Origin of the sequence: Magnetofaba australis IT-1, from assembly GCF_002109495.1 — a bacterium.
Lineage (GTDB): Bacteria > Pseudomonadota > Magnetococcia > Magnetococcales > Magnetococcaceae > Magnetofaba > Magnetofaba australis.
Genome location: NZ_LVJN01000018.1, coordinates 232,744 through 259,302 on the forward strand (window position 1 = coordinate 232,744; position 26,559 = coordinate 259,302).

Annotated in this window: 19 protein-coding genes and 1 tRNA gene; 15 read left to right on the plus strand and 5 right to left on the minus strand. The window is 61.5% G+C overall.

From position 1 onward, the window contains the following. Positions 1 to 297 precede the first annotated feature (297 nt). Complete coding sequence (locus MAIT1_RS07250) at positions 298 to 3,417, plus strand: response regulator (protein ID WP_085441622.1); 3,120 nt, start codon at positions 298 to 300, stop codon at positions 3,415 to 3,417. 483 nt (positions 3,418 to 3,900) lie between these two features. Continuing rightward, positions 3,901 to 4,992, plus strand: coding sequence for a YncE family protein (locus MAIT1_RS07255; protein ID WP_143814709.1), 1,092 nt, complete (start codon positions 3,901 to 3,903; stop codon positions 4,990 to 4,992). Between the two features lie 89 nt (positions 4,993 to 5,081). On the opposite strand, the gene MAIT1_RS07260 is transcribed toward MAIT1_RS07255, so the two are convergent. Beyond that, a tRNA-Leu gene (locus tag MAIT1_RS07260) sits at positions 5,082 to 5,168 on the minus strand. Between the two features lie 110 nt (positions 5,169 to 5,278). Between MAIT1_RS07260 and MAIT1_RS07265 the strand changes: the two genes are divergently transcribed. Next, on the plus strand, positions 5,279 to 6,481 hold the full coding sequence (locus MAIT1_RS07265) for an O-succinylhomoserine sulfhydrylase (protein ID WP_085442015.1): 1,203 nt from the start codon (positions 5,279 to 5,281) through the stop codon (positions 6,479 to 6,481). A gap of 424 nt (positions 6,482 to 6,905) precedes the next feature. Here the strand turns inward: MAIT1_RS07265 and MAIT1_RS07270 are convergent, their stop codons facing one another. Together MAIT1_RS07270 and MAIT1_RS07275 are read right to left on the minus strand one after the other, a co-directional pair. Further along, positions 6,906 to 7,505, minus strand: a complete 600-nt coding sequence (locus MAIT1_RS07270; RefSeq protein ID WP_085441624.1) for a pyridoxamine 5'-phosphate oxidase family protein — start codon at positions 7,503 to 7,505, stop codon at positions 6,906 to 6,908. Between the two features lie 191 nt (positions 7,506 to 7,696). Further along, positions 7,697 to 8,245, minus strand: coding sequence for a carboxymuconolactone decarboxylase family protein (locus MAIT1_RS07275; protein ID WP_085441625.1), 549 nt, complete (start codon positions 8,243 to 8,245; stop codon positions 7,697 to 7,699). Positions 8,246 to 8,377: 132 nt separating this feature from the next. Here MAIT1_RS07275 and MAIT1_RS07280 point away from each other — a divergent pair, with 132 nt between their 5' ends. Continuing rightward, positions 8,378 to 9,271, plus strand: a complete 894-nt coding sequence (locus MAIT1_RS07280) for a LysR family transcriptional regulator (protein WP_085441626.1) — start codon at positions 8,378 to 8,380, stop codon at positions 9,269 to 9,271. Positions 9,272 to 9,378: 107 nt separating this feature from the next. Here MAIT1_RS07280 and MAIT1_RS07285 read toward each other — a convergent pair whose 3' ends face one another. Both MAIT1_RS07285 and MAIT1_RS07290 read right to left on the minus strand, forming a co-directional pair. Continuing rightward, the gene (locus MAIT1_RS07285) at positions 9,379 to 9,933 is read right to left on the minus strand and encodes a DJ-1 family glyoxalase III (protein ID WP_085441627.1); all 555 of its coding nucleotides are present in this window, start codon (positions 9,931 to 9,933) and stop codon (positions 9,379 to 9,381) included. Between the two features lie 35 nt (positions 9,934 to 9,968). Further along, a complete protein-coding gene (locus tag MAIT1_RS07290) occupies positions 9,969 to 10,268 on the minus strand; it encodes a YciI family protein (protein WP_085441628.1) in 300 nt (99 codons plus the stop codon). A 156-nt stretch (positions 10,269 to 10,424) separates the two neighbouring features. On the opposite strand from MAIT1_RS07290, the gene prfB reads away from it, so the two are divergent. The 11 genes from prfB to mutL all read left to right on the plus strand — a co-directional run bounded on the left by prfB (position 10,425) and on the right by mutL (position 26,275). Next, a complete protein-coding gene (gene prfB / locus MAIT1_RS07295) occupies positions 10,425 to 11,540 on the plus strand; it encodes a peptide chain release factor 2 (protein ID WP_085441629.1) in 1,116 nt (371 codons plus the stop codon). Between the two features lie 250 nt (positions 11,541 to 11,790). Continuing rightward, positions 11,791 to 13,359 carry a lysine--tRNA ligase gene (gene lysS / locus MAIT1_RS07300; protein WP_085441630.1) on the plus strand — a complete coding sequence of 523 codons (1,569 nt, stop codon included), beginning with the start codon at positions 11,791 to 11,793 and terminating at the stop codon, positions 13,357 to 13,359. Between the two features lie 14 nt (positions 13,360 to 13,373). After that, positions 13,374 to 14,618, plus strand: coding sequence for a lipoprotein-releasing ABC transporter permease subunit (locus tag MAIT1_RS07305; protein ID WP_085441631.1), 1,245 nt, complete (start codon positions 13,374 to 13,376; stop codon positions 14,616 to 14,618). Then, on the plus strand, positions 14,611 to 15,303 hold the full coding sequence (locus MAIT1_RS07310) for an ABC transporter ATP-binding protein (protein ID WP_085441632.1): 693 nt from the start codon (positions 14,611 to 14,613) through the stop codon (positions 15,301 to 15,303). Before MAIT1_RS07305 ends, MAIT1_RS07310 begins: the two co-directional genes overlap by 8 nt. 56 nt (positions 15,304 to 15,359) lie before the next feature. Further along, on the plus strand, positions 15,360 to 16,445 hold the full coding sequence (locus MAIT1_RS07315; protein WP_085441633.1) for a response regulator: 1,086 nt from the start codon (positions 15,360 to 15,362) through the stop codon (positions 16,443 to 16,445). A 29-nt stretch (positions 16,446 to 16,474) separates the two neighbouring features. Beyond that, a complete protein-coding gene (locus tag MAIT1_RS07320; RefSeq protein WP_085441634.1) occupies positions 16,475 to 19,927 on the plus strand; it encodes a PAS domain S-box protein in 3,453 nt (1,150 codons plus the stop codon). Continuing rightward, positions 19,924 to 20,595 carry a site-2 protease family protein gene (locus MAIT1_RS07325; protein WP_085441635.1) on the plus strand — a complete coding sequence of 224 codons (672 nt, stop codon included), beginning with the start codon at positions 19,924 to 19,926 and terminating at the stop codon, positions 20,593 to 20,595. The genes MAIT1_RS07320 and MAIT1_RS07325 overlap by 4 nt, the downstream gene beginning before the upstream one ends. A gap of 85 nt (positions 20,596 to 20,680) precedes the next feature. Next, positions 20,681 to 21,709 carry a tryptophan--tRNA ligase gene (gene trpS / locus MAIT1_RS07330; RefSeq protein ID WP_085441636.1) on the plus strand — a complete coding sequence of 343 codons (1,029 nt, stop codon included), beginning with the start codon at positions 20,681 to 20,683 and terminating at the stop codon, positions 21,707 to 21,709. A gap of 7 nt (positions 21,710 to 21,716) precedes the next feature. Next, positions 21,717 to 23,675 carry a pseudouridine synthase gene (locus tag MAIT1_RS07335; protein ID WP_085441637.1) on the plus strand — a complete coding sequence of 653 codons (1,959 nt, stop codon included), beginning with the start codon at positions 21,717 to 21,719 and terminating at the stop codon, positions 23,673 to 23,675. Between the two features lie 3 nt (positions 23,676 to 23,678). Beyond that, positions 23,679 to 24,368 carry an endonuclease III domain-containing protein gene (locus MAIT1_RS07340; RefSeq protein WP_198947822.1) on the plus strand — a complete coding sequence of 230 codons (690 nt, stop codon included), beginning with the start codon at positions 23,679 to 23,681 and terminating at the stop codon, positions 24,366 to 24,368. Next, positions 24,365 to 26,275, plus strand: coding sequence for a DNA mismatch repair endonuclease MutL (gene mutL / locus MAIT1_RS07345; protein ID WP_085441638.1), 1,911 nt, complete (start codon positions 24,365 to 24,367; stop codon positions 26,273 to 26,275). The genes MAIT1_RS07340 and mutL overlap by 4 nt, the downstream gene beginning before the upstream one ends. Positions 26,276 to 26,559 lie beyond the last annotated feature (284 nt).

Here is a 26,559-nt window from a genome sequence, read left to right on the forward strand (position 1 = left end):
CAATAGCCCGCCATGGAAACATGGCGGGCTATTGTATTTAAATTGTCAAATTTGCAGGAAAATCTCTATTTTTTATAGATAGAAATGAAGAGTCCTGGCACTATGATGTTTATCGATCTATTGAGAAAATTAATCTCTGTGCGGGCTTCTGGCGTGCATGCGTCTCGACCATCGACTTGAAGTCTCGTTTCCGGGATTTTTTGTCCAGCTCCTGGTTTGTTTCTCTTCTGTTCTAAGTTTGCGTCTGCTCCTGACGCCGAAGACCGCTCTGTGAGCGTCTGAGATAGGCTGAAAGCGATGATGAATTCTTCGAACATCTCGCAATTTCAAAACCACAGAAATGACGGCGGCATCGCTCTGAAGAAGCATATTCTGCGTCCGTTAGCGCTGGCTTTCGCGCTACTGACCGCTGTGGTGATCGGCGGCAGCTACCTCTATTTCGAGCATGCCTTTTCACGAGACCTGAGCAACAAGCGCCTGGAGATCGACCGGTTTTTTAAAATGGCGCTGAATCTGCGCGCACAGAAACTCGGCGCCACTCTCACAGCCATTGCGCACAACCCCGATATCCTGGCGACGTGGCGTCACTCAAATCGACAGGCCCTCATCGCCAAAGCATTGCCCCAGTTTCGTGATCTGCGTGAGAAAAGCCGCATCACCCACTTCTATTTTCACCGCACGGACAAAGTCAATTTTGCCCGCGTGCATCAGCCTGGGCGGTTTGGCGACGCCATTACCCGCACCACCATGCGCAACGCCACGCCTCATGGCGGCGTCAGTTCTGGCGCGGAACTGGGGCCGCTGGGCACCTTTACGCTACGCGCGGTTGTTCCGGTCCATCATGACGGCGAGTTTTTGGGCTATCTGGAGTTGGGTGAAGAGATCGACGATGTGACGCGCCAGATCAGTCAACTCTTCAATGTAGACGTGATGCTGCTGCTGCATAAGCACGACCTGAGCGAGAAGGGGTGGCGTAAGGGGATGCGCATGTTGGGGCGGGCGCCGCTTTGGGATCAGTTTGCCAATACAGTTGTGAGTTCGGCGACTCTGGACATCACGCCGGAGCCACTCTACGCCATGCTCGACGAGATGAACCGATCCCATGCCCGCGCCATGCTGGATCTCTCCTGGCAGGGGCAGCAATTCAAAGCGGTTGGAATTCCCGTCTATGATGTGGCGGATAATGAAGTCGGCCACTTTGTGGCGCTGTTGGATGTGAGCGCCGCCACGAGCGATATGCTCCGCTATATGGCGTTGGCCACGCTTATCAGCGTCTTCCTGTTCAGCATTCTGTTTTCCCTGTTCCTGCGCATCACCAGCCGTACAGAGCTGGGGATTCGAAAGATCCATAATGATCTGGCTTCCGCCCACTTCTATAATAACCTGATTTTGGAAACCGTCGGCGATGGCATCTACGGAATGGATCCGTCTGGCAGAATCACCTTCGTGAACTCTGCTGGCGCCAAATTGATTGGCTTTAGCGAGCAGGAGCTGTTGGGTCGCAACCAGCATGAGGTGATGCACCACCATCGCATTGATGGCTCCGAGTTTCCCGAGTGCGAATGTCCGATCCATCAAGCGCTGCATCAGGGCCAGTTAATCAAGCGCGGCGATGACTTCTTCTGGCGCAAGAGCGGTGAAGCTTTTCCCGTCGAGTATGTGGCCACGCCCTTGATCAGCGAAGGAAGGATTCTGGGCGGGGTGGTGGCGTTTCGCGACATCACCGAACGTAAGCGGCACGAGTCAGCCTTGCAGGAGGCGAAGTTTCGCGCCGAGTCGGCCAATCTCGCCAAGTCGGAATTTCTCGCCACCATGAGCCATGAAATTCGCACCCCCATGAACGCCATTGTGGGCATGTGCGAGCTGCTGGAGGAGACGGGGCTGAGTTCCGATCAACGCACCTATGTGCGTACGCTCTCCAATGCGGGAGAGATCCTGCTGGCTTTGATCAACGATATTTTGGATCTGTCTAAAATCGAAGCCGGTGAACTGGAGTTGGATTATGGCGCTTTTCAACTCTGTTCGGTGGTGGAAACCACCGCGGTGGTGATGGCGATTCGCGCCTATCAAGCAGGGCTTGAGCTCAATGTGAGCCTCTCTCCCGAGCTGCCTGTCCTGGTTCATGGGGACTCCAGCCGTTTGCGTCAGATTTTGATCAATCTGTTGGGCAATGCGATCAAATTCACTGAGCAGGGCCATGTGACGTTGCGCGCCGAGCCGGACTCCGGCGGCGCGTCGGACGTCTTTCAATTCACCGTCAGCGATACCGGCGTCGGGATTGCGCCGGACAAACAGAGCACGATTTTCGACACCTTTACCCAAGCGGACTCTTCGGTGACGCGGCGCTATGGCGGCACTGGACTGGGGTTGGCGATCTGCAAGCGTCTGGTTAACGCCATGGGGGGGCGTATTTGGGTGGAAAGCCAGGAGGGGGTTGGCAGCGCATTTTACTTTACCGTGCGGCTAACCCCGCTGCAGGAGTCGGATCAACAAGCGCCTAACATGCAGGATTTAACCGGGGTGAAGATCCTGGCTGTGGATGATAACCCGGTCAACTTGGCGATTCTGGAGGAGGGGTTGGCCTATTTGGGGGCTGAAGTGTCGGTCTGTTCCGGCGGTGAAGAGGGGCTTGATGCGCTTGATGAGATCGCTCAAGAGGGCGAGCGTTATGACATGATGCTGGTGGATTGTCGCATGCCCTTCTGCAGTGGGTTTGATGTGGTCAAGCATCTGCGCGGTTTGGACGCCATAGCGGATATGCCGGTGATCATGCTGAGTTCCGACCACAGCCGCCAGACCAGTGACAAAGCGCTAAGCGAAGGGATTGGTTACTTGACCAAACCCATCAAACGGGCGGATCTCTCCTGGAGCATCGGCGAGAGGCTCGGATTGAGCGCCTCTCTTGCACACCACTCACATGGTGAGGACAAGGAGCCTGCTGAGTCGGATTTGAGTTCCAAGGCGCTTGCGGAGGCGTCGCTGGAGCAAGCGGACGGGTTGAAGTTGCTTTTGGTGGAGGACTCCCCGGATAATCGCTTGTTGATTCGCGCTTTTCTCAAAGGGACAGGACACCAGGTGGTAGAGGCCATTGATGGTGTGGAAGGGGTGCGGATGTTCCAGCAGGGGCGTTTTGATCTGGTGTTGATGGATCTGCAGATGCCGCAGATGGATGGATTGACCGCCACCCAGGAGATCCGCCTATGGGAAGCGCAGAATGGTCGCGAGCGCACGCCTGTCGTGGCGCTGACAGCCCATGCCGTGGTGGATATGCTACAGAGCGCCGAGGAGGTTGGGTGCGACGGTTTTATGACCAAGCCCATAAAAAAACGGCAATTACTGAAATTGTTGTCGTCTGCGGATAGCCTGACACAGATTGAATCGTTCTCCGATTGCGGGCAGAGTGTTGATGAATCGTAGAGAGTAGTCGTTTTCACTTGGCGTGTGGTCAGGAGTGGCGGCCCCAGAAGGTTCCACCCCGTTTTGACTGTTTCTGTGGCGCAAATCTGTTCTTCGTATTGAGTCGCTGTCTCGATTTTGCCCTAAGCGCTGGGCATTGTTGGGAGTGCAATACCCTATTTTCTCAATGATTTCTTTTGTTGTTACAGGGGGAGAGCAATGTCTTATGAGCGCAGGTTCTGGACGATGGCGATCGTGTTGGCGCTCACCGGGTATGGGGTGATGGAGGAGGTCTGGAGCGCGCCGTCTCAATCTATGCGCGACGCTGGCCTGGCTGCGCGCCAGGGTGCGCAGAGCGAGCGCATTTTCACTGCCAGAGTGGATCTCTTACATTCCGTTGGGGAAGTCGTCGAAGCGCTGTCTCCGGCTGCGCAAAAAGAGCGTTTGCCCGTGATTCAGGGGACGCCAGCGCCAAAGCGTCCCCATGGCGCAGAGGTCTATGTGGTGAGCGGCTATGAAGCCAAGGGAGAGCGGCGTGGCGACGTTGAGGTGGAGGTGGTTGTCGATCGTCCGGGGAAGGATGTCGTGCTGCTGTTGAGTTCTTATGACAAAATCACTTGGCGGGTCTCGCCTTCCGCGCACACGCGCCTGAAATATATTGTTTTGTCCGGGTATTATGAAAGCCCCGTGTTCTCATCGACTCAAACGCCGCTGTATGGCGCCAAAGCGGGTTTTGCGTATCAGGAAGAGGGAAGGCGATTCACCAAACTGCTGCGCTGGATGAAACAGAATTTGAATGTTACCGCGTTGGACGGTTTTTTCGGCGCCTATGGTTTGCCTGGAGAAATTGTGCTGAATCGGTCTGACAAACGGCCGCAGTGGTCGCTGAACTGGCCTCCTGTGAAGCGCAGCGAGCAGGAGTTGATCTTTTCACTGCCAACGCGCAAGGGCGCGCTAGCGCTGTATGATTTGAATGGTCCGTTGGAGACGCCGGAGGATGCGGTGATGTCGCCTCACTCCCGCGCGTTGAGCCCCGATGGCGAGCGTGAGTATCGTATCGCCAGGAACGGCGTACAGGTGATTGACCAGCGTTTGCAAGGCAGTACCGAGACGTTTGATATTCCGGCCAATTTTGTGCGCTTCTCGTGGCCGATTGGAATCGCCTACGATACGCATCAGGACATTGTCTCCATCGTGAGTTTTGGTGGTGATGGAGCATTCTATCGGTTTGATGCCAAACGGGAAAAGTGGCTGGATTTCCGAACTTTTGGCGGTGTTGATCTGCAACTTCTGGCGTTTGATCCGGTGGATAAACAGTATGTTGGCGTCACGTCGTTCGGCCGCAATACACTGCTGTTTATTGACCAAAAGGGGGCGCCGCAAGAGCGGCGCGAACTCTTGCGCGCGCTGCCGGGGTTCAGTCGCATCGTGGGGCGTGACTCCTCCAGCCGGGAGCGGAATCTGGTGGTTGCGCCGCAGGGGCGCTATGTGGCCATCGCTGCGCTCGATAGCCAACATCGTGTCGGCCATATTTGGCTCTATGACAAGGTCAAGCGCAGCGGTCAGTTGACCTATGCACGCCAAGACGCCATGTGAAGAGACGCTCCGGATCTGTCGCCAGAGCGCTTTTCAGCGGGATAAAGCGGTGGTTGTGTGGGAGAAAGAGGCGTGTTTCGAAAGGAAAATGGTGCCCGAGGCCGGGGTCGAACCGGCACGACGTTACCGTCAACAGATTTTAAGTCTGTAGTGTCTACCAATTCCACCACTCGGGCACGCCATGTGTGTTACCATTGCTGATCCCAATGGTCAAGCTGCGGCAAGCCGATCAAGTGTTTGACCGCCACTTGCGTTGTTTCAGATTCACGCCAATACGAGCATCGCCATGTCGCCGAAATCGCCATCAGACTCCTGGGGTCCCGCCACTCGCGCGCTGCATACCGGTCAGCGGCGCAGCGCCGAGGGGGAGAACAGCATCGCGCTCTATCTCACCTCCAGCTTCGCGTTTGAAAGCCCGGAGCAAGCGCGCGCCCGCTTTGCCGACGAGGAGCCGGGCAACATCTACAGCCGCTTCACCAACCCCAATCTGAGCGCCTTTGAAGAGCGCATGGCGGCGCTGGAGGGGGGCGAGGATGCGGTCTCCTTCGCCTCCGGCATGGCTGCTATCAGCTCCACCTTTTTGGCGCTGCTCAGTGCGGGCGATCACATCGTGTTGAGCCGTTCGGTGTTTGGCTCCATCGCCAATGTGGCGCGGGACGTGTTGCCGCGCATGGGCATTGAGGTGGATCTGGTTTCGTTGTCGGATCTGGAGGCCTGGCGCGCGGCGATCAAGCCCAATACCAAAATGCTGTTCATGGAGACCCCGGCCAACCCCACGTTGGAGATGGGGGATATCGCCGCGTTGGCGCAGTTGGCCCATGACAACGGCGCCATTCTGGCGGTGGACAATGTGTTCGCCACGCCGGTGATGCAGCAACCGCTGGCCTTGGGCGCCGATTTGACTGTGCATTCGGCGACCAAATATCTCGATGGTCAGGGCCGGGTGCTGGGCGGCGCGGTGGTGGGACGCAAGGATCTGGTTCGTGGTCCCATCTACAGCTATCTGCGCAACTGCGGGCCGACGCTCTCGCCGTTCAACGCCTGGGTTCTGCACAAGGGGCTGGAGACTTTGGCGTTACGGATGGAGCGGCACAATCACAGCGCGTTGCAGATCGCCCAAGCATTGGATTGTCATGCGCTGCTGAGCGGCGGCAAGGTGCGTTATCCCGGCTTGCCCAGCCATGCGCAGCATGAGCTAGCCAAGCGCCAGATGCAGGGCTTTGGCGGCCTGCTGTGTCTGGAGTTGGGGGATCGGGAGCGGGCGTATCGCTTTCTCAATGCGCTGACCATTGCGCAGATCACCGCCAATCTGGGCGATAGCCGCACGTTGGCGACGCATCCGGCCACCACCACCCACGCCAAATGGAAAGAGGAGGCGCGGCAGGCGGCGGGGATTACCCAGGGCTTGGTGCGTCTGTCCATTGGTTTGGAGGATGTGGCGGATCTGCAAGCGGACTTCGAGCAGGCGCTGGAGGCGATGGCGGGCTAGAAGTCTCCAATGCGCCGCCGACTGGTTGGCGGCGGGGTGATTCGGGCCATCCATCCCCGTCGGCCCCCTCACCCTGCGGGCTCGCTGCGCGAGTCCGATTTGGCAATCCTGCCAAATCGTCTGAGGGCCGCTGCCCCCAGCGGCCCTAGGCGAAGCCGTATCAACAAATCAGTGGCGGCGCCCACGGTGTCTCTTTGGCCGTTGCCGTTTCCCCATTGAACAGAGGTTGTGCCAGTCGACGTGGCGGGCGAAGCTGGGAGCAACAAGCCCGCAACAGGGCAAACGGGGAAACGACAGTGAGCAGGCCCCAAAGGGGCCGTCGTCCGCAGGACGGCGAATGCAGTCCAACGTAGCGCAGGGAAAGTCAAAAGTGTTTGCGGAAGGAAGCTGAATTCTCAAGGGTCCCCCCAGCACACACGCTTGCTCAGAGTGCGCCCCGAAGTTTGGCTTCCAGTTCGGCGATTCTGGCGTCCCGCTCCTGAATGGCGCGTTCCACATCTACGTGTTCATATCGTCTTGGGATATGCTTGGGACAATTGATATCCCAGGCGGACACGTCAAACAGAATCACCTGTTCAGCGCGCGCCTGGTAATCTTGCGGCATCAGCTCTTGGATAAGCAGTTGATCCCCCTCCACAACCTGCGCCTCGCCCCAAAGTTTCACCCGTTGGCCCTTGGCGTAGTCGATGAGGAGGATGTGCGCTTTGGGGTTGTCAACCAGATTGCCCTGGGTGATGAACTGCTTATTGCCTTTGAAATCGACGAATCCCAGCCGTGTTGGGCTGATTATGCGAAGAAATCCGGGCGGGCCGCCCCGATGCTGGATGTAAGGCGCGCCTTCGCTGGAAACGGTGGCGAGAAAAAAACTTCTCTGCGCCGCGATGAAAGCCGCCAATTCGTCGCTGATGCTCTGACTCCAGCCTTTTGTCTCCTCCATGTGGCGGTAGGCGTCGCGCGAGTGTTTGCGCTGCTGGATCGCTTTTACGCTGGGGGTGAAGGCGATGTCTGACGGTCGTGTGTTCATTGCGCTGTTCTCCTGAAGAGTTGGCGCCGGAGAGACGTTGAAACGGTGCGACATCACCTGGGGCAGAGTCCCCTGGGCGGGCCTGTAACAACAGAGGCGCTTGTGCGGGGAACTCAGCGAGTCCCACTAACGTGATAAGGCTGCAGGCGGGATCCCCGACGCAGCGCATCGGGGATCGCTCTTGTTGCGCCTCAGGCCGCCAGCTCCCGCACCTGAGGAAAGTCGATTGCGGTTCCCAGCGCCGAGTTGACGTAGTTGGTCAGTGTGTTCAGCGCCACGTGGACAACGATTTCCACAATCTCCGCATCGCTGTAGCCCGCCGCTTTCACATTCTGCACGGCGCTACTGGCGACATGGCCCCGGCTTTGGGCGATGTCGGCGGCAAAGCGCACGGCTGCTTCCGCCTTGGCGTCGCTGGAGAAGCCTTTACGATTCGCCTCCATCTCCTCATCGCTCAGATGGGCGATGTTGCTGCCCAAATAGCAGTGGGCGGCCAGGCAGTAGCCACAGCCGTTGACTTGCGCCACGGCCAGCGCAATGCGTTCGTGGGTGGCCGCTTCAAGGGCGCCCGTTTCCAGGGCCGCGAGCAGTCCGAGATAACCTTGCAGGGCCGCCGGACTGTTGGCGACGATGCGAAACAGATTGGGGACGACGCCCAGCTTCTGTTGCACCGCTTGCAGCAAGTTTTGCGACCCATGAGGGGCTTGTTGGATCGATTCGGGCGTAGGAATGTGAGACATGGTTTGATCCTCTCTCTAGTCGCCAGCAGGATTGCTTGCGTCGATGGAGGAACAGTAGTGTATTCAGAAAATCAAATGAATATGGTTAAATTGTAATTCACTATTTCACATTCCAAAATAAACAGGACGGTTATGGATCGCTTTCGCGCGTTGGAGGTGTTTGTCGCTGTGGCTGAGGCGGGCTCACTGATTGGCGCGGCAAAAGCCCTCTCCATCAGCGCGCCGTCGGTGACGCGCATCCTGGGCGAGCTGGAGTCGGATCTGGATGTGCTGCTGTTTCACCGCTCCACCCGGGCGACAACTCTCACGGACCCCGGGCGCGCATTTCTGACCGATGCGCGACGCATTCTGGACGATTTTCACATCTCCCGCGATGCGGCGCGCGGCGCGCATCGCGCGCCAAAAGGGGTGCTGCGGCTTACGGCGCCGACCTTGTTTGGTCAACTTTATGTTTCGCCGGTTTTGCTGGGTTTCCTGGATCGCTACCCGGAAATGGAGGCGGAGGCGATCTACCTGGATCGGATTGTGAATCTGATCGACGAAGGGTTCGATCTGGCGGTGCGGATTGGCGCTTTGCCTGAGACGAATCTGATGGCCATACGGGTTGGCGCGGTGCGACGGGTGTTGTGCGCGGCAGAGGCGTACCTGTCCCATGCTGGAATCCCGCAAACACTTGAAGCGCTGGCCGAACATCGCATTATCGCCGCCCGGCCTGTTGCGTCCACCAATGCGTGGCGGTTTGCTGGAGGAGAAAGCGTGCGTGTTACGCCACGCGTCTCTTTTTCCACCATCCCCGCCGCCATCGACGCCGCCAAATCCGGTTGGGGGGTTACCCAGGCGCTCTCTTATCAAATTGGGCCGGAGGTGGATGCGGGAAGTCTGAAAATCGTGCTCGGCGACTATGAGCCAGAGCCGATGCCGGTGCACATTGTTCACCCCGAAGGGCGGCATGTCTCCGCCAAAGTGCGCGCATTCATTGATATGGCAGTGGAGAGTCTGCGCGCCAATCCGCTTCTCAAAATCTAATGGGCGTGGGCGCTGGGGCCGCAGGCCCCGCCACCCGCCACCGATCAGTGGCGGGCAATAGTCATCCCTGGATCAAACGCTTTCCCGCAAACACGTTAGAGAGTGGATCACGGGCGCTGCAGCGGCGCTTCCACCGCGTCGCGCTGCTCTTTGCCCAGTAGGCTTTCGATGAGTTGCAGGGCGAAGTCCATGGCCGTGCCGGGGCCGCGCGAGGTGATGACTTTACCATCGCACGCCACCGCATCGGCGCTCAGGGCGGCGCCGCCCGCAGTGAGTTTGTCATGAAAGGCGGGGAAGCTGGTGGCCTGTTTGCCCTGCAGAACTCCGGCGCTGGCCAGCGCCATGGGCGCGGCGCAGATGGCGGCGGTGTAGCGGTTGGCGGCGGCCATCTTTTGGATCAAGGCGATAATGCGCGCGTCGTTGTTCAGATGTTCGGCGCCGGGCATGCCGCCGGGCAGCACCAGCATGTCGTACTCGTGGTCGATCACATCTTCCAGCTCGGCGTCGGGCAGAATCACCACGCCCCGGCTCATGGTCACCGGTCCGGGCTCCAGCGCGGCGATGGTGACGTCGATTCCGGCGCGGCGCAGCAGATCGACGATGGTGACGGTTTCCAGCTCTTCGCAGCTTTCGGCGATGGGGACCAATACACGAGCGGTCATGCGATTACCCTCCAGGCAAAATCCTGTGGCGGAGATTACGGCAGGACTTTTTTGAACGGTTTCACCGACACAGAAGCGTAGACGCCCGCTTCCACATAGGGGTCGGCGTTGGCCCAGGCCTGGGCGTCGGCCAGCGAGTCGAACTCGGCGATGACGGTGCTGCCGGTGAAGCCCTCTTCACCGGGCTCTTCGCTGTCGATGGCCGGATTGGGCCCAGCAACCAGCAGTCGACCTTCCGCAGCCAGGGCTTTGAGCCGTTCGATATGCGCCGGGCGCGCCTGTTTGCGCAGCGGCAGGCTGTTATCCACATCCTGACTGATAATGGCGTAGTACATGGGGCAGACTCCTACGAGCAGAGCGCGGGGGTGGGAAATATCGCGTCGGGTTTTGCCTTTTGTGCGCCCCATGGTATAGTGGCAGGTTCCCGCCATCAAGAATCGGATTGCGCGCGGAGTCACATTCGCGCGTGGAAAGACAGTTGAGACCGCATCATGGATGAAAGCATCCAAAGAACATTTGATTCCATCGCCGAGAAGCTGACGCTGCTGCGCGGCCACCTGGATTATGAAAACGGCAAGGAGCGCCTCTCCGAGCTGGATGCGTTGAGCCAGGATCCCAACCTGTGGACCGACGCCGAACGCGCCAAGACGCTGATGCGCGAAAAGACGCAGTTGGAGAAGACCATCGGCGAGTGGGACAACCTCAATCAGGAGACCTCCGACGCCAGCGACTTGCTCGCCATGGCGCAGGAGGAGGGCGACGAGGAGATGGTCGCCGAGGTGCGCGCCCAGGTCAGCGACCTGCTCACCCGTCTGGAGGATCTGGAGCTGGCGCGCATGCTCTCGGGCGAGGCCGACGGCAACAACTGCTTCCTTGAGATCCACTCCGGCGCCGGCGGCACCGAGTCCCAGGACTGGGCCAGCATGCTGCTGCGCATGTACACCCGCTATTGTGAGAAGAGCGGCTTCAAGGTCGAAGAGCTGGATATCCAGCCCGGCGACGAGGCGGGCATCAAATCCGCCAGTCTGAAGATCGAAGGCGACTTCGCCTATGGCTACTTGAAGGTGGAGTCTGGCGTGCACCGATTGGTGCGCATCAGCCCGTTCGACTCCTCGGCGCGGCGCCACACCTCGTTCACTTCGGTGTTTGTGTCGCCGGAGATTGACGACTCCATCGAGATCGAGATCGACGACAAGGATATCCGCGTGGACACCTATCGCGCCTCCGGCGCGGGCGGTCAGCACGTCAACAAAACCAGCTCCGCCATCCGCATCACCCACTTTCCCACCGGGATTGTGGTGCAGTGTCAGGACAGCCGTTCGCAGCACCGCAACCGCGATATGGCGTTCCAGGTGCTCAAATCGCGCCTCTACCAGCACGAGATGGACAAGCGCGCCGAAGCCGCGCAGGCCACCGCCGACGCCAAGTCGGACATCGCCTGGGGCCATCAGATCCGCTCCTACGTGCTGGCGCCATACCGCTTGGTCAAAGACCTGCGCACCCAGGTGGAGAGCGGCAACACCGACGCGGTGCTGGACGGCGATTTGAATCCATTCATCAAGGCGGCGCTGGCGCAACGCATCAGCGGCGAGTCGGAAAGCAATTAAGAGTTTCTAACGCGAGCGGAGTGCTGCGTTTTCCACGCGATAAACTGCGTGTTGGCGCAGAAGCAAAACTCACGAGGGTCCAGGGAAATCGGGATTTGTCCCAATTTGGCCTGGTGGGTGCAGGGCAAAGCCCTGTCGGGACCAGGGCGGCGCCCTGGCCGGGTCTGGGGCGGAGCCCCAGCCTCTTTTATCTTCCCGATGACAGTGTAGAAGCTCATTACAAAGAGCACGGATCGAAAGCGAAAGCGCCATGTCCGAACAAGAGAAGAACGCCAACGCCGAACCCCAGGAAGAGAACCAGCAGATCGCCGCGCGCAAGGTGAAGCTGGCGGCCATCCGTGAGGCGGGGGTGAATCCCTATCCCAACGGCTACAAGCCCGAAGATTCGCTGGACTCGGTGCGCGAGCGTTACGGCTCGATTCAGGACGCCGAGGAGCTCTCCCACGCCTCTCTGAAGGTGGCGGGTCGGGTGATGCTGCTGCGCAGCTTCGGCAAGCTCACCTTCGCCACCCTGCAGGATGAGAGCGGGCGTTTGCAGATCGCCGCCCAGCGCGATGAGGTGGGCGAGGAGATCTACAACACGCTGTTCAAGAAGGTGGAAGTGGGCGATATCCTCGGCTGCAAAGGGCATCTGTTCCGCACCAAGGTGGGTGAGCTGACCCTGCGGGTGCAGAAGTTTCAGCTCCTCTCCAAATCGGTGCGGCCGCTGCCGGAGAAGTTCCATGGTCTGGAGGATACCGAGACCCGCTATCGCCAGCGCTATGTGGACCTGATCGTCAACCCGGAAGTGCGGGAGGTGTTCAAAACCCGCTCCGGGGTGATCAGCCATATCCGCCGCTTCATGGAAGCGCGGGGGTTCCTGGAGGTGGAGACCCCCATGATGCACCCCATCCCCGGCGGCGCGCGGGCCAAGCCGTTTGAAACCCATCACAACGCCCTGGATATGCCGCTGTTTCTGCGCATCGCCCCGGAGTTGTATCTGAAACGTCTGATCGTGGGCGGCTTCGAGCGGGTGTTCGAGATCAACCGCAACTTCCGCAATGAGGGGCTCTCACCGCGCCACAACCCCGAATTCACCATGATGGAGTTCTATCAGGCGTTCGCCGAGTACCGCGAGTTGATGGACTTCACCGAGGAGCTGATCTGCGAAGTGGTGGAGGCGGCCACCGGCGGCTTGATGGTCACCCACCAGGAGCGCGATATCGACTTCTCCGGCCCGTGGGCGCGCCTGACCCCGGCCGAAGCGATTCTGAAGTATGTCCCCGAGGCCGTCGAGCCCCTCAAAGGGATGGCGCCGTTCATCGAAACCAAAACCTCCGACTGGATGAACCCGGAGGCGCGCAGCGCCTGGGAGGGGTTGGCCGCGCAGCTGGGCATGGAGGTGGATCCGGCTTGGGATGTGGGCAAACTGGTGATGGAGATCTTCGAGGAGAAGGTGGAGCATCTGCTGATTCAGCCCACCTTCATCGTCGACTACCCCATCTCGGTGTCGCCGCTGTCGCGCCGCAGCGATGAAAATCCCGACATCGCCGAGCGCTTTGAGCTGTTCATCGGCGGTTGGGAGATCGCCAACGCCTTCTCCGAGCTCAACGACCCCGCCGACCAGGCCGAACGCTTCCAATCCCAGGCCGACGCCCACGATGCCGGCGATGATGAGGCGATGCACTTCGACGCCGACTACATCCGCGCGCTGGAGTATGGCATGCCCCCCACCGGCGGCGAGGGCATCGGCATCGACCGTTTGGTGATGCTGCTCACCGACGCCCCCACCATTCGCGAAGTGCTGCTGTTCCCGCAGCTCAAACGCGAAGTGCAGTAAGCCGGGGCGCGCGCATGCTCTCGGCCAAATATGAGTGGCTGGTGGGATTGCGCTATCTGCGCGCAAAAAAATCCCAGGGCTTCATCAGCGCCATCACCTTCCTCTCTCTGGCGGGCATCGCCCTGGGGGTGGCGGCGCTGATCGTGGTGCTGGCGGTGATGACCGGTTTCAAAGTGGAGCTGCAGCGGCAGATCCTCGGCGTCACCAGCCATGTGGTGGTGCAGAACTACTTCGGCAAACTGCCGTACTCCCCTGAACTGCTCCAGGTCATTCGCAATACCGAAGGGGTCTCCGCCGCCTCGCCGTATATCTTCCAGCAGGTGCTGCTCTCCCACGGCGACACCGCCGTGGGCGTGGGGCTGCGCGCCATCGAACCCAAATCCGAACGCCATCTGTCTGATCTGCAACAGAATATGCAGCGCGGCTCGCTGGAGAAGATGCAGGGCTTCGGGCTGGTGCTGGGGGTGAACCTGGCGCGCACGCTGGCGGTGGATGTGGGCGACAAACTCACCGTCATGGCGCCCCAGGCCAACATCACCGTGATGGGCGCGCTGCCACGGGTGAAACGCTTTACCGTGGTGGGGGTTTTCGAATCCGGCATGCATGAGTATGACACCAATCTGGCCTACGCCTACCTGGGCGATGCGCAGACGCTATTCCGTCTGGGCGACAAGGTCACCGGCATCGAGATCCGCACCCCGGACCCGGATCTGGCCTCCGGCGTGCGCGCGCGGCTGGAGGCGGCGTTGGGCGGGCAGTACTACGTGCGCGACTGGATGATGATGAACCGCAACTTCTTCCGCGCTTTGCAGATGGAGAAGGCGACCATGTTCGTCATCCTGTTCCTGGTGGTGCTGGTGGCGGCGTTTAACATCATCTCCAGTCAGATCATGGTGGTGATGGAGAAGGGGCGCGATATCGCCATTCTCAAAACCATGGGCGCCACCTCCGGCGGCATTCTGCGCATCTTCATGATCAATGGCGGCATCGTCGGCGTGGGCGGCACCCTGTTGGGGTTGGGCTTGGGCCTCTCTCTGGCGTTTAATCTGGAGGCGGCGTTGGCGTTTGTGGAAAAACTGCTCAACACCCAGCTGATTCATGGCGATGTCTATTTTATTGACTACCTGCCGTCAAAGGTGCTTCCTGAAGATGTGACCGTGGTGACGCTGGTGAGTTTGGCCATCAGCGTGGCGGCGACGCTCTATCCGGCTTGGCGCGCATCGCGTATTGATCCGGTGGAGGCGTTGCGCTATGAGTGATCAGTCGCAGCCGCTTTTGCAGGCCGAGGGGATCAGCCGCGAGTTCAAGACCGCCGCTGAGACCGTGCGGGTGCTCGATGCGGTGGATTTGAGTCTGGGACAAGGGGAGATGGCGGCGTTGTTGGGGGCTTCAGGCTCCGGCAAAAGCACCCTGATTCAGATTCTTGGCTCGCTGGATACCCCCAGCGCCGGGCGCGTGCTGCTGCAGGGTGAGGATATCTTCGCCCTCAATCAGGCCAAACGGGCGGCGCTGCGCAACCGCAAGATCGCGTTTATCTACCAGTTCCATGGGCTGTTGCCGGAGTTCACCGCCCTGGAGAATGTGATGATGCCGCTGCTGATCGGGCGCATGGCGGTGGCGCAGGCGACAAAAATCGCCACCGAGATGCTGGGTGAGGTGGGGCTGTCGCACCGTTTGACCCACAAACCCGGGCAGATGTCCGGCGGCGAACGTCAGCGCGCAGCCATCGCGCGGGCGGTGGCGCCCAACCCCAAGTTGCTGCTGGCCGATGAACCGACCGGCAATTTGGACACTCATACCGCACAGGGCGTGTTTGATCTGCTCAAGCGTTTGAATGTGGAACGCAAGTTGAGCTGTCTGATGGTGACCCATAACACCGAATTGGCCGACCAATTGCCGCGTCGGCTGAGATTACATGAGGGGCGACTGAGTCCTGCGCCGTAGGCGCTGGGACGCGCGCCCATCACGCTGGCGCACAGTCGGAGCAGAAGGTCGTCCCCATGGAGCTGCAACACGCCATATACGCCGCGCGCATCCTGGTCGTCGATGATCAGCAGGTCAACGTCAAGCTGCTGGACAAACTCCTGCGCATGAGCGGCTTCTCCCACGTGGAGTGCGTCACCGACCCGACTCTGGTGGAGACGCTTCACGGCCAAGACCCTTATGATCTGATCCTGCTCGATATCCGCATGCCGCAGATGGACGGCTTCGAGGTGATGAGCCGCATCCGCTCGCTGTCGTCCGATGGCGACTATCTGCCGGTGCTGGTGATGACCGCGCAGACCGATCAGGAGACCCGCCTGCACGCGCTGGAGTTGGGCGCGCGCGACTATCTGACCAAACCGTTTGACCGCGTCGAGGCGCTGCACCGCATCTGCAATATGTTGGAGGTGCGCATGCTGCACAAACAGGCGCGCGACCAGAACCGTATCCTCGAGCAGCGCGTGCGCGAACGCACCGAAGAGTTGCAGAACACCCAGTTGGAGGTAGTGCGGCGTTTGGGCATGGCCTCGGAGTACAAGGACAACGAGACCGGTCTGCACATTGTGCGCATGAGTCAATACGCCGAAGCCATTGCGCGCGAGGCGGGCATGAGCCCCGGCGAGTGTGAGCTGTTGCTCAACGCCAGCCCCATGCACGATATCGGCAAACTGGGCATTCCCGACGGCATTCTACAGAAACCCGGCAAACTGGATGACGCCGAGTGGGCCAAGATGCGCCAGCATGCGGAGATCGGCGCGCACCTGCTCGAAGGGGGCGAATCGGAGGTGATGGAGACCGCGCGCATCATCGCCCTGACCCACCATGAGCGGTGGGACGGCTCTGGCTACCCCACCGGGCTGCAGGGGGAGGAGATTCCGGTGTTCGGGCGCATCTGCGCCATCGCCGATGTGTTTGACGCCCTCACCTCCACCCGTCCGTACAAAGCGGCCTGGCCGCAAGAGAAGGCGGTGGAGGAGATTGTGACCATGTCTGGGACCCATTATGATCCTGAGCTGGTGCAGGCGTTTGTCCGCGCTTTGCCCCGCATTCGACAGATTGCCAAAGGTTTTGCCGATGAGCCCGTATCCCACACTGAAGCCTGAGCGCCGTTGCTGCGCGGGGAGATCCCGTCATGCGGTTTGAGGAGCGTTATCACGCTTTGCGGCAGAAGTTCGCCCGCAGTCTGCCGGATCGGCTGCAGGAGCTGACGGATTTGAGGCAACGTATGGCCTCGGCGCAGGGCGATGCGGCGGCTTGGGATCTGTTTTTTACCAGCAGCCATGGTCTGATCGGCGCAGCGGCCACTTTCAGCTTTCCCGACTTTACCGAGCGCGCGCGAAGCTTGGCCAATGTGACCCAGGGCGGCGTCAAACGCTATGCAGAGCCCGAAGCGCTGGCGAGCGCCTTGTCGGTGATTGACGAGCATCTGAGCAATCTGGATCAGTTGGCGCGGGAGGCGATCAGCGCCCTGCGCGATCCCATGCCCCATTTGGCGCAGGAGGAGCGTCATCGCGGCGCCGAGCGCCGGGTGGTGGCGCTGACTCAGGATGAAGTTTTGCGCGAGCGTTTGCGTCAGGAGTTGGCGCGGCGCAATGCGGTGGTGGAGTCGGCGCCGGACTACCCTGCGCTGCATCGTATGGTGGAGAGCGATCCGCCTGATGGCGTGCTGCTGGATATGCGCGGACTGGCGATCACCGCACAGACGCCTGCGTTGACCTTTTCGGCCAACTATCAGCAGCGTCAGACCCCCTCGCCAGTGGCGGCGCTGCATGAAGAGGATGGCCTGACGCACCGTCTGGCCGCCGTGCGTCTGGGCAGCACCCACTTTTTCCGCGCGCCAGGCGAACCGGCGCGACTGGCGCGCATTCTGGCGCCGCTGCCGCGCAATATTGAAGATGATCCCTACCGCGTGCTGTTGGTGGATGATAGCCCGGTGCTCACCGAGTTCTACCAGTCGATCCTGGAGCAGGCGGGGATGCAGGCGCACATCCTCAACGACCCGTCACAGCTTCTCGAAGCATTGGATGCGCATGCGCCGGAGCTGGTGGTGCTGGATCTCTATATGCCCGGCATCAATGGCATCGAATTGGGCTGGGTGATTCGGCAGAACGACCGTTTCGCCGACCTGCCGCTGCTGTTCCTCTCCGGTGAGAAGAACCTGGGGCGGCGTCTGTCGGACCGCAACCTGGCCCATGAGGACTATCTGATCAAACCGGTTTCGCCAGCGGCGTTTACCCGCGTGGTGCTCTCGCGCATCAAGCAGCGGCGCGACTCGCGGCGCAAACTGGAGCATATGCGCTCGGCCCTGCGCGAGCTGGAGCATCTGCAACACGCCTTGAACGAACACGCCATCGTCAGCGTCACCGACCCCTCCGGCCGCATCACCTACGCCAATGAGAAGTTCTGCGAAACTAGCGGCTACACCATGGCCGAGCTGATCGGTCAGGACCACCGCATTCTCAAATCCGGCGAGCATCCACCGGAGTATTACGCGCGCATGTGGGAGACCATCTCCAACGGCCAGGTGTGGCACGGCGAGGTCAAGAACCGGCGCAAGGATGGCTCGTTCTATTGGGTGTCGGCCTCCATCGTGCCGCTGCTCAACGATCAGGGCGAGCCGTGGGAGTATATCTCCATCCGCACCGACATCACTCAGCAGCGCATGTACCGCGCCCGTGCTCACAGCATGGCGCTGTTTGCCGAGAAGCACCCGTCGCCCATGCTGCGGGTGGATTGCCACAATCTGATTCTCGACGCCAACCCGGCGGCTGAAGCGTTGGGCATGGGGCAGAACCAGGCCTGTCCGTTTACCGCCCGGCTGGCCGAACGCGGCATGGGCTCGCTGCTGGAGTGTGTGCTATCCAACCGCCGTCCGCAGTTCGAAACCACCCTGGGCGATCGGCGCTACAATGTGGTGTTGCAAGGGGTGTCGGCGCTCTCGGTGGCGCACATCTACGCCGAGGACATCACCGACCGGGTGCGCGCCGAGGAGACCCTGCGTGAGCGTGAGGCGCGCATTAGCGCCATTGTCGAACACTCCAATGAGGGCATGGTGGTGGTGGACGCCCAGGGCGCCATCACCCTGTTCAACCGCGCCGCCGAAACGCTGTTTGGCTGTGATGCCGAGCAGATGATGGGGCGCGCCATCACCGATCTGCTGCCGCAGTCGCCGTTTCCCATGGCGCTGCCGGTGGACGTGGAAAGGTTGGAGCAAAACCGCCTGGAATTGTCAGGGGTGCGCATTGACGGCGGCGAATTCGAGGCGCGTCTGTCGTTGAGCATGATTCCGCTGTCGGAACCGGCCATGTTCGTCGGCATTGTGCAGGATATCAGCGCGCGCAAGCAGTTTGAACGCAACCTCACCGCCGCCAAAGAAGCCGCCGAGCGCGCCAGTCAGGCCAAATCACGCTTCCTCTCCTCCATGAGTCATGAGTTGCGCACCCCCATGAACGCGGTGCTGGGGTTTTCGCAACTGCTGCTCTCCGATCCGGTGGAGCCGCTCTCCGCCGGGCAGGCGGATTCGGTGCAGGAGATCCTGTCAGCGGGCAACCACCTGTTGGAGTTGATCAATGAGGTGCTGGATCTGGCGCGCATTGAATCGGGCCGCATCGAGCTCAAGATCGAACGCACGCGCCTGGGCTTGCTGCTGCAGGAGTGCTTGACGCTGATGTCGGCGCAAGCCGCTGAGCGCGGCGTGTTGATGCCTGATGAGAGCGCGTTGAACGACTGTGCGCCGGTGTTCTGTCTGGCGGATCGCAAGCGTCTGAAACAGGTGGCGCTGAATCTGCTCTCCAACGCCATCAAATATAATATCCCCGGCGGCGAGGTGATGCTGGGCTGTGACATGCGCGAAGATGGCTTCGTGCGGGTGTGGGTGCGCGACACCGGGCGCGGTATCCCCGCGCATAAGGCGCAAGAGGTGTTCGAACCGTTCAACCGATTGGGCGCGGACCACTCCGGGGTGGAGGGGTCGGGCATCGGTCTGGCCATCTGTCGGCGACTCATGGAGGAGATGGGCGGCGCCATCGGTTTTGAGAGCGAGGCGGGCAAAGGGGCGCTGTTCTGGATCGATATCCCTTTGAGCGGAGACGCCGCCCAGAGCAGTGAAGAGGGCGGCGCCGAGATGTGCGGCGTGGAGCCGGACTCGGCGCAACCGGCCCACGCGGCGCTGGTGCTGTATGTGGAGGATGACCCCATCAACCGCAAATTGATGGAGCGTGCGGCGGCGCGGCGTCCGGCGTGGCGTCTGATCACCGCGCCCGACGCTGAGAGCGGCTTGGCCATGGCCAAGCAGGAGCGCCCCCATCTGTGCCTGTTGGACATCAATCTCCCCGGCAAAGACGGCTTCTATCTGCTGGAGGCGTTGCGCGCTGATCGGCGTTTTCGCACCATTCCCATCTATGCAGTAACCGCTTCGGCCATGCCCGAGGATGTGGCGCGGGGCCGTGCGGCGGGGTTTGACGGCTACATCACCAAGCCGCTGCAACTGGAGTCCCTGCTGCGGGTGCTGGACGCGGCGTTGGAGCGCCGGGAAAACGCCCTCAAGGGCTTTAGCGGTTTGACTGAGACGGGTGGGCGCGGATGAACTGGTCGGAGATTGTACAAAACCTGATCATCTGGGCGCCCGGGGTGATCTTCGCCATCACCCTGCACGAGTGGGCGCATGGTTTCATGGCCGATCGTTTCGGCGACCCCACCGCGCGCAACATGGGACGATTGTCGCTCAATCCCATTGTGCACATCGACCCGGTTTGGACCATCGCCCTGCCGGCGGTAATGTTGGCGGTGTCGTTGGCCACTGTGGGTCAGCCCATGGCGTTCGGCGGCGCCAAGCCGGTGCCGGTCAATCCGCGTAATTTCAAAGGACGCTTCAAAACCGCCATGTTGTGGGTGGCGGCGGCGGGACCGGGGATGAATCTTCTGCTGGCGCTGCTGTGCGCGCTGGCCATCCACGGCGTGCTGCTGCTGCCGCCCTTTTTCGCCAGCCCCGTTGCGCAGATGCTGCAAGCAGCCATTTTCATGAACGTGCTGCTGGCGGTGTTCAACATGCTGCCGTTGCCGCCGCTGGATGGCGGGCGGGTGGCGGTGTCGCTACTGCCGCATCCAGCGGATATGTGGCTGGCGCGCATGGAGCGTTTTGGCCTGCCGATTCTCATTCTGCTCATTTTCACCGGGGTGGTGGGTCAGATCATCTGGCCCGCAATCTCCGCTCTCTTGCATTTCTACTTCGAACTTGCCGGGGTAATGGGCTAAACTGCTCGATTCCCCTGGCAGGTTCATCCCGTTTGGGATCAACCCGCATCACGCAACCCTGACGCACTCGAAAGGAGCGGCGCCTGTGAACGCCTCATCCGCGGTCAACCCCATTGTCTTCAGCGGCGCCCAGCCCACTGGTCAACTCACCCTGGGCAACTACTTGGGGGCGTTGCGCCAATGGGTGACGTTGCAGGATGACCACGACTGCATCTTCTGCATCGTGGATCTGCACGCGCTGACCGTGCGCCAGGATCCGGCGGCGTTGCGGGAGTCGATTCTGAGTCTGGCGGCGCTCTATCTGGCCTGCGGCATCGACCCGGCCAAGAGCACCGTGTTTGTGCAGAGTCACGTGCCCGCCCATGCGGAGCTGGCCTGGCTGCTCAACACCTATACGCAGATGGGCGAGCTGGAGCGCATGACCCAGTTCAAGGACAAGGCGCAGCGCCACAAGCACAACATCAACGCCGGTCTGTTTACCTACCCGGTGCTGATGGCCGCCGATATTCTGCTCTACGGAACCCAGCGGGTGCCGGTGGGGGAGGACCAGAAGCAGCACTTGGAGCTGGCGCGGGATATCGCCACCCGCTTCAACGGCATTTACGGCGACGTGCTGGTTGTCCCTGAGCCGATGATTCCCAAGGGCGGCGCGCGGGTCAAAGACCTGCAGGAGCCCACCAAGAAGATGTCCAAGAGCGCCGAGTCCGAGCTGGCCAAGGTGATGATGCTCGACGAGCCCAAGGCGATCATCAAGAAGTTCAAGAAGGCGGTGACCGACAATGAGGCCACGATCCGCTATGATGAAGCCAATCAGCCCGGCGTGGCCAATCTGCTGAATATCTACTGCGCCGTGACCGGCTCCTCCCAGGAGGAGGCGCTGGCGCACTTTGATCACAATATGTATGGCAAGTTGAAGGTGGAGACCGCCGAAGCGGTGGCCGAAGCCCTCACCCCGGTGCGCGAGCGCTATCTGGCGCTGCGGGAGAGTGAGGGGATGTTGTTGGAGACCCTGGCGCAAGGCGCCGAAGTGGCGCGCAAGCGCGCTGAAGGGGTGATGATGCGGGTGATGGACGCCATCGGCCTGCCATTGGATCCCCATCGTTTTAGAAAGTAGAGTTGAAGTGTCGAAAGATCAGAAAAATCAGCGCCGCGCGGGGAGCGCGCCGCGGAGTGGAGGGGCCTCGGCGTCCCGGCATGCCGAGCGTAGCGATACGCGCGGTGGACGCGGCGGTTCCGGCAAGCCGCGTGATAACGAACGCGGCGGACGGGGAGGCTATGGCAAGCCCCGTGATGACCAGCGCGGCGAACGGGGAGGCTACGGCAAACCCCGTGATGATGAGCGCGGCGAACGGGGAAGCTATGGCAAGCCCCGTGATGACCAGCGCGGCGAACGGGGAGGCTATGGCAAGCCCCGTCGCGATGATGAGCATGGTGGTCGCGGAAGCTATGGCAAACCGCGTCGCGATGATGAGCATGGTGGACGCGGAAGCTACGGCAAGCCGCGCGACGATCAACGCGGCGAACGGGGCGGCTATGGCAAACCCCGTCGCGATGATGAGCATGGTGGACGCGGAAGTTATGGCAAGCCGCGCGACGATCAACGCGGCGAACGGGGAGGCTATGGCAAGCCCCGTCGCGATGATGAGCATGGTGGACGCGGAAGCTACGGCAAGCCGCGCGACGATCAACGCGGCGAACGGGGAGGCTATGGCAAGCCCCGTCGTGATGACGAGCGCGGGGTACGCGGCGGCTACGGTAAGCCGCGCGACGATCAACGCGGCGAGCGCGGGAGCTATGGCAAGCCGCGCGATGATCAGCGGGGAGGCTACGGCAAACCGCGCGACGATCAACGCGGCGAGCGCGGGAGCTATGGCAAGCCGCGCGATGATCAGCGGGGAGGCTACGGCAAACCGCGTGATGACCAACGCGGCGAGCGTGGCGGCTACGGCAAGCCGCGCGATGACCAACGCGGCGAGCGCGGCGGGTATGGCAAGCCGCGTGACGATCAACGCGGCGAGCGTGGCGGCTACGGCAAGCCGCGCGATGAACAGCGCGGCGAGCGTGGCGGCTACGGCAAGCCGCGCGATGACCAACGCGGCGAGCGCGGCGGGTATGGCAAGCCGCGCGATGAACAGCGTGGAAGTTATGGCAAGCCGCGTGATGACCAACGCGGCGAGCGCGGCGGTTACAACAAACCGCGCGATGACCAGCGCGGCGAGCGCGGCGGTTACAACAAACCGCGCGGCGGTTTTGTCAAACCCGTGCGCGCGGAAGAGATGGAAGCGTGGTCGCTGGATGGCGATCTGCCCGACGCCCCCAGCGATCACAGCGGTAGCGAACATCCCCGCTTGCACAAATGGTTGGCCGATGCCGGACTCTGCTCCCGTCGCGAGGCCGAAGAGTGGATCGCCGCCGGACGCGTGAGCCTGAATGGCCACAAAGTGACCAAGCCCGGGGCCAAAGTGGGGCCGCAGGATCTGGTGGCGGTGGATGGCAATGCGGTGGAGCGGGGCGCCCCGGCGCGCATGGCGGTGGTGCTGTACAAGCCGGTGGGGGTGATCTGCACCCGCCACGATCCCGACGGGCGGCGCACCATCTTCGATCTGCTGCCGCAGAACCTGCCGCGGCTGAACAATGTGGGGCGTCTGGATATCAACTCCGAAGGGCTGCTGCTGCTCACCAACGATGGCGGTCTGGCGCACAAACTGACCCATCCATCGACCCAGGTGCCGCGCACCTATCGGGTCAAGGTGCATGGCCGTTTGAACGAGGAGCGCATCGCCGAATTGCGCCAAACCGGCGTGATGCTGGAGGATGGCCCCACCGGTCCGCTGGCCATTGCGCTGGATCGCAGCGGCGGCGCCAATAGCTGGATCACCCTCACCCTGCACGAGGGGCGCAACCGCGAAATCCGTCGCATCTTCGAGACTCTGGAGATGAGCGTGGCGCGCCTGATCCGCATCGCTTTTGGCGGCGTCACCCTGGGCGATATGCAGCCCGGGACCTGGCGTCCGCTGACCCAGGCTGAGCGCGCGCGCCTGCGTCAGGTGATCGCCTCCGGGCGCGGCAAAAAAGGGTAAGGCGTGGTCGCGCCTGCGTCCGCCGACGTCGCCCCAAGCGCCGATCCGGCCTGGGCGCTGGCGCGACTGGACGCCGCCTATGGTGCGCAACACTGGTGGCCCGCCGAGTCGTCGTTTGAGATGATGGCGGGCGCCATTCTGGTGCAGAACACCGCCTGGAGCGGCGCCAAACAGGCGGTGGACGCCCTCAAACTCGCCGGGCTGCTCTCGCCCTCAGCCATTCGCACCGCCGATCCAGCAGCATTGGGCGCGGTGATCCGACCGGCGGGCTATTTCAATCTCAAAACCCGGCGGCTCAAGAGTTTGTGTGAATTCCTTGGCCGTTATGACGATGATCTGGCGCGCCTGTTTGCGCAGCCCAAGGAGATCCTGCGCGCGGAGCTGCTGGGCGTGTGGGGGGTCGGCAAGGAGACCGCCGACTCCATCGTCTGCTACGAGGCCAAGCAGCCGCTGTTCGTGGTGGACGCCTACACCCGGCGCCTGTTTCATCGTCTGGGCTGGACCGACGCCAAAGCTGGATACGATACGCTGCAGGATCTCGTCCACGGGGCGCTGCCCGCCGATGCCGACCTGTTCGGTCAATTTCACGCCCTGATCGTACATCACGCCAAAGCCCATTGCCGCAGTAAACCCGCTTGTCCCGGCTGTCCGCTGGCGGCGCGCTGCCGTCTGGCGCAAGGGGAGTCCTTATGAGTACAGAGAATCCCAGCAAATCGTCCCGACCCGAGGTGCGTCTGCTGCCCGACGCCCTGGCCAACCAGATCGCCGCCGGCGAGGTAGTGGAGCGCCCGGCCTCGGTGGTCAAGGAGTTGATCGAGAACAGCCTCGATGCGGGCGCCACGCGCATCGACATCCGCATCGAGGCGGGCGGACGCGAGCTCATCGACGTCAGCGACGACGGCTGCGGTATGCCGCCAGATCAAGCGCGCTTGGCGCTGGAGCGCCACGCCACCTCCAAAATTCGTGAAACCGACGATCTGTTCCGCATCGGCACGTTGGGGTTTCGCGGCGAGGCGCTGCCCTCCATCGCCTCGGTATCGCACTTTGAGCTGGCCACCCAGTCTGATGGCGAGCCCGAAGGGGTGCGCATCCGCATCAAGGGCGGCGAGGTGGAGGCCCCACAACCGGCGGCCCTGCCGGTGGGAACCCGCATCAGCGTGCGCAACCTGTTCTTCAATACCCCGGCGCGCTTGAAGTTCCTGCGCGCCGATCGCACCGAATTCGGCCACATCAGCGAACTGGTGCAGCGCTTCGCTATCGCCTGCCCGGAGGTGGCGTTCCGCCTCACCAATGAAGGGCGCGAGACGCTGCGCTTTCGCGCCGCCAGCAGTCAGGACGCCTATGTCGAGCGGTTGGGCATGGTGTTCGGCAAGGATTTTCTCGAAAACTGCCTGGAGCTCTCCGGCGGCAACGATGCGGTGCGGGTGATGGGTTGGATTGGACTGCCCACCCTCAATCGCGCCACCTCCAGCGGTATGCATCAGTTCGTCAATGGGCGCTGGGTGCGCGACAAAGTGGTGGTGAGCGCGGTGCGTCAGGCCTATCGCGACCTGATGCCCAAGGATCGCTTCCCGCTGTTGGCGCTGTTCATCGAGATGGACCCGGAGGAGGTGGACGTCAATGTGCACCCGGCCAAGGCGGAGGTGCGGTTTCGCCATCAGCAGTCGGTCTATGCGGTGATTCGCGGCGCCCTGCTGGAGGGGCTGGAGCGCATGGGCGCGCGCGCCTACCAACCGCAGGATCCCGCCGCAGCGCTCTCGGGCGCAGCGACCACCGAGCGGGTGAGCGCGCAGTTGCCTCCGGCGGTGGTGAAACCGGCGCAGTGGGATGCTCCGGCGCATTACGCGGCGCCCGCGCCGCGCGCGCCTGGCGGCGCGCCGCCGCGCCAACCCGCCCACGTTCAGGGCGCATTGGATCTGACCACGCCCAATAGCGCCGAATACGCCTCTGACGGCGGTTGGCAGGCGCGCGACGCCCAAGCCCCATACCGGGTCGAGGCGCAGGCGCAAACGCCGATTTCCGGCCCGTTGGGGCAGGCTCTTGCGCAGATACACCGCACCTACATCCTGACGCAAACCGACGATGGGGTGATCCTTATCGATCAGCATGCCGCCCACGAGCGCATCGTCTACGAGAAGCTCAAGGCGGGTTTGGACGCCGGGACGCAACAGACGCAGATGCTACTGATGCCGGTGGTGGCGCAGGTGAGCGCCGCCGATGCGGCGGTGATCGATGCGCACCAGCAGACCCTGCGCAAACTCGGCCTGGGGGTGGAGCCCTTTGGACCCAACGCCTACGCTATTCGTGAAGCGCCAGCGCTGCTGGATCATGGCGATCTGGCCAATCTGCTGGTGGATCTGGTCGCCGAGCTGCAACAGCAGGGTCAGTCCGACATTCTTACCGAAAAACGCGACGCCATCCTCGCCACCATGGCGTGTCACGCCTCGGTGCGCGCCAACCACCGTCTCACCCTCGACGAGATGAACGCCCTGCTGCGGCAGATGGAGCAGGTCGCCTTCACCGGCCAGTGCAATCATGGCCGTCCCACCCATGTTGCGCTCACCAAGGCGGACCTGGAAAAGCTCTTTCTGCGGCGTTAATTCCGGTGTATGCCCTTATAAACTGCGTCAAATCACGCATACACTCATAAGTATCATTGATGGGTGATATTTCCACTAAATATATCTGTATTTGCAGGTTGATAGTTGTTGCGTGAACAGATGGTATTAATGTAAAAAATGGCTTGGCTCCCTGCGTGGAATGAAGTATTGATGGACCTATTCAAAAAATAATGTACATCACTCAGGCGTGATAAGGCGGAGCGGCGAAAGCGCCGTTTCTGAGTTTAAAATCTTGTTTGACAGACAAAAATGGCGCCACAGGG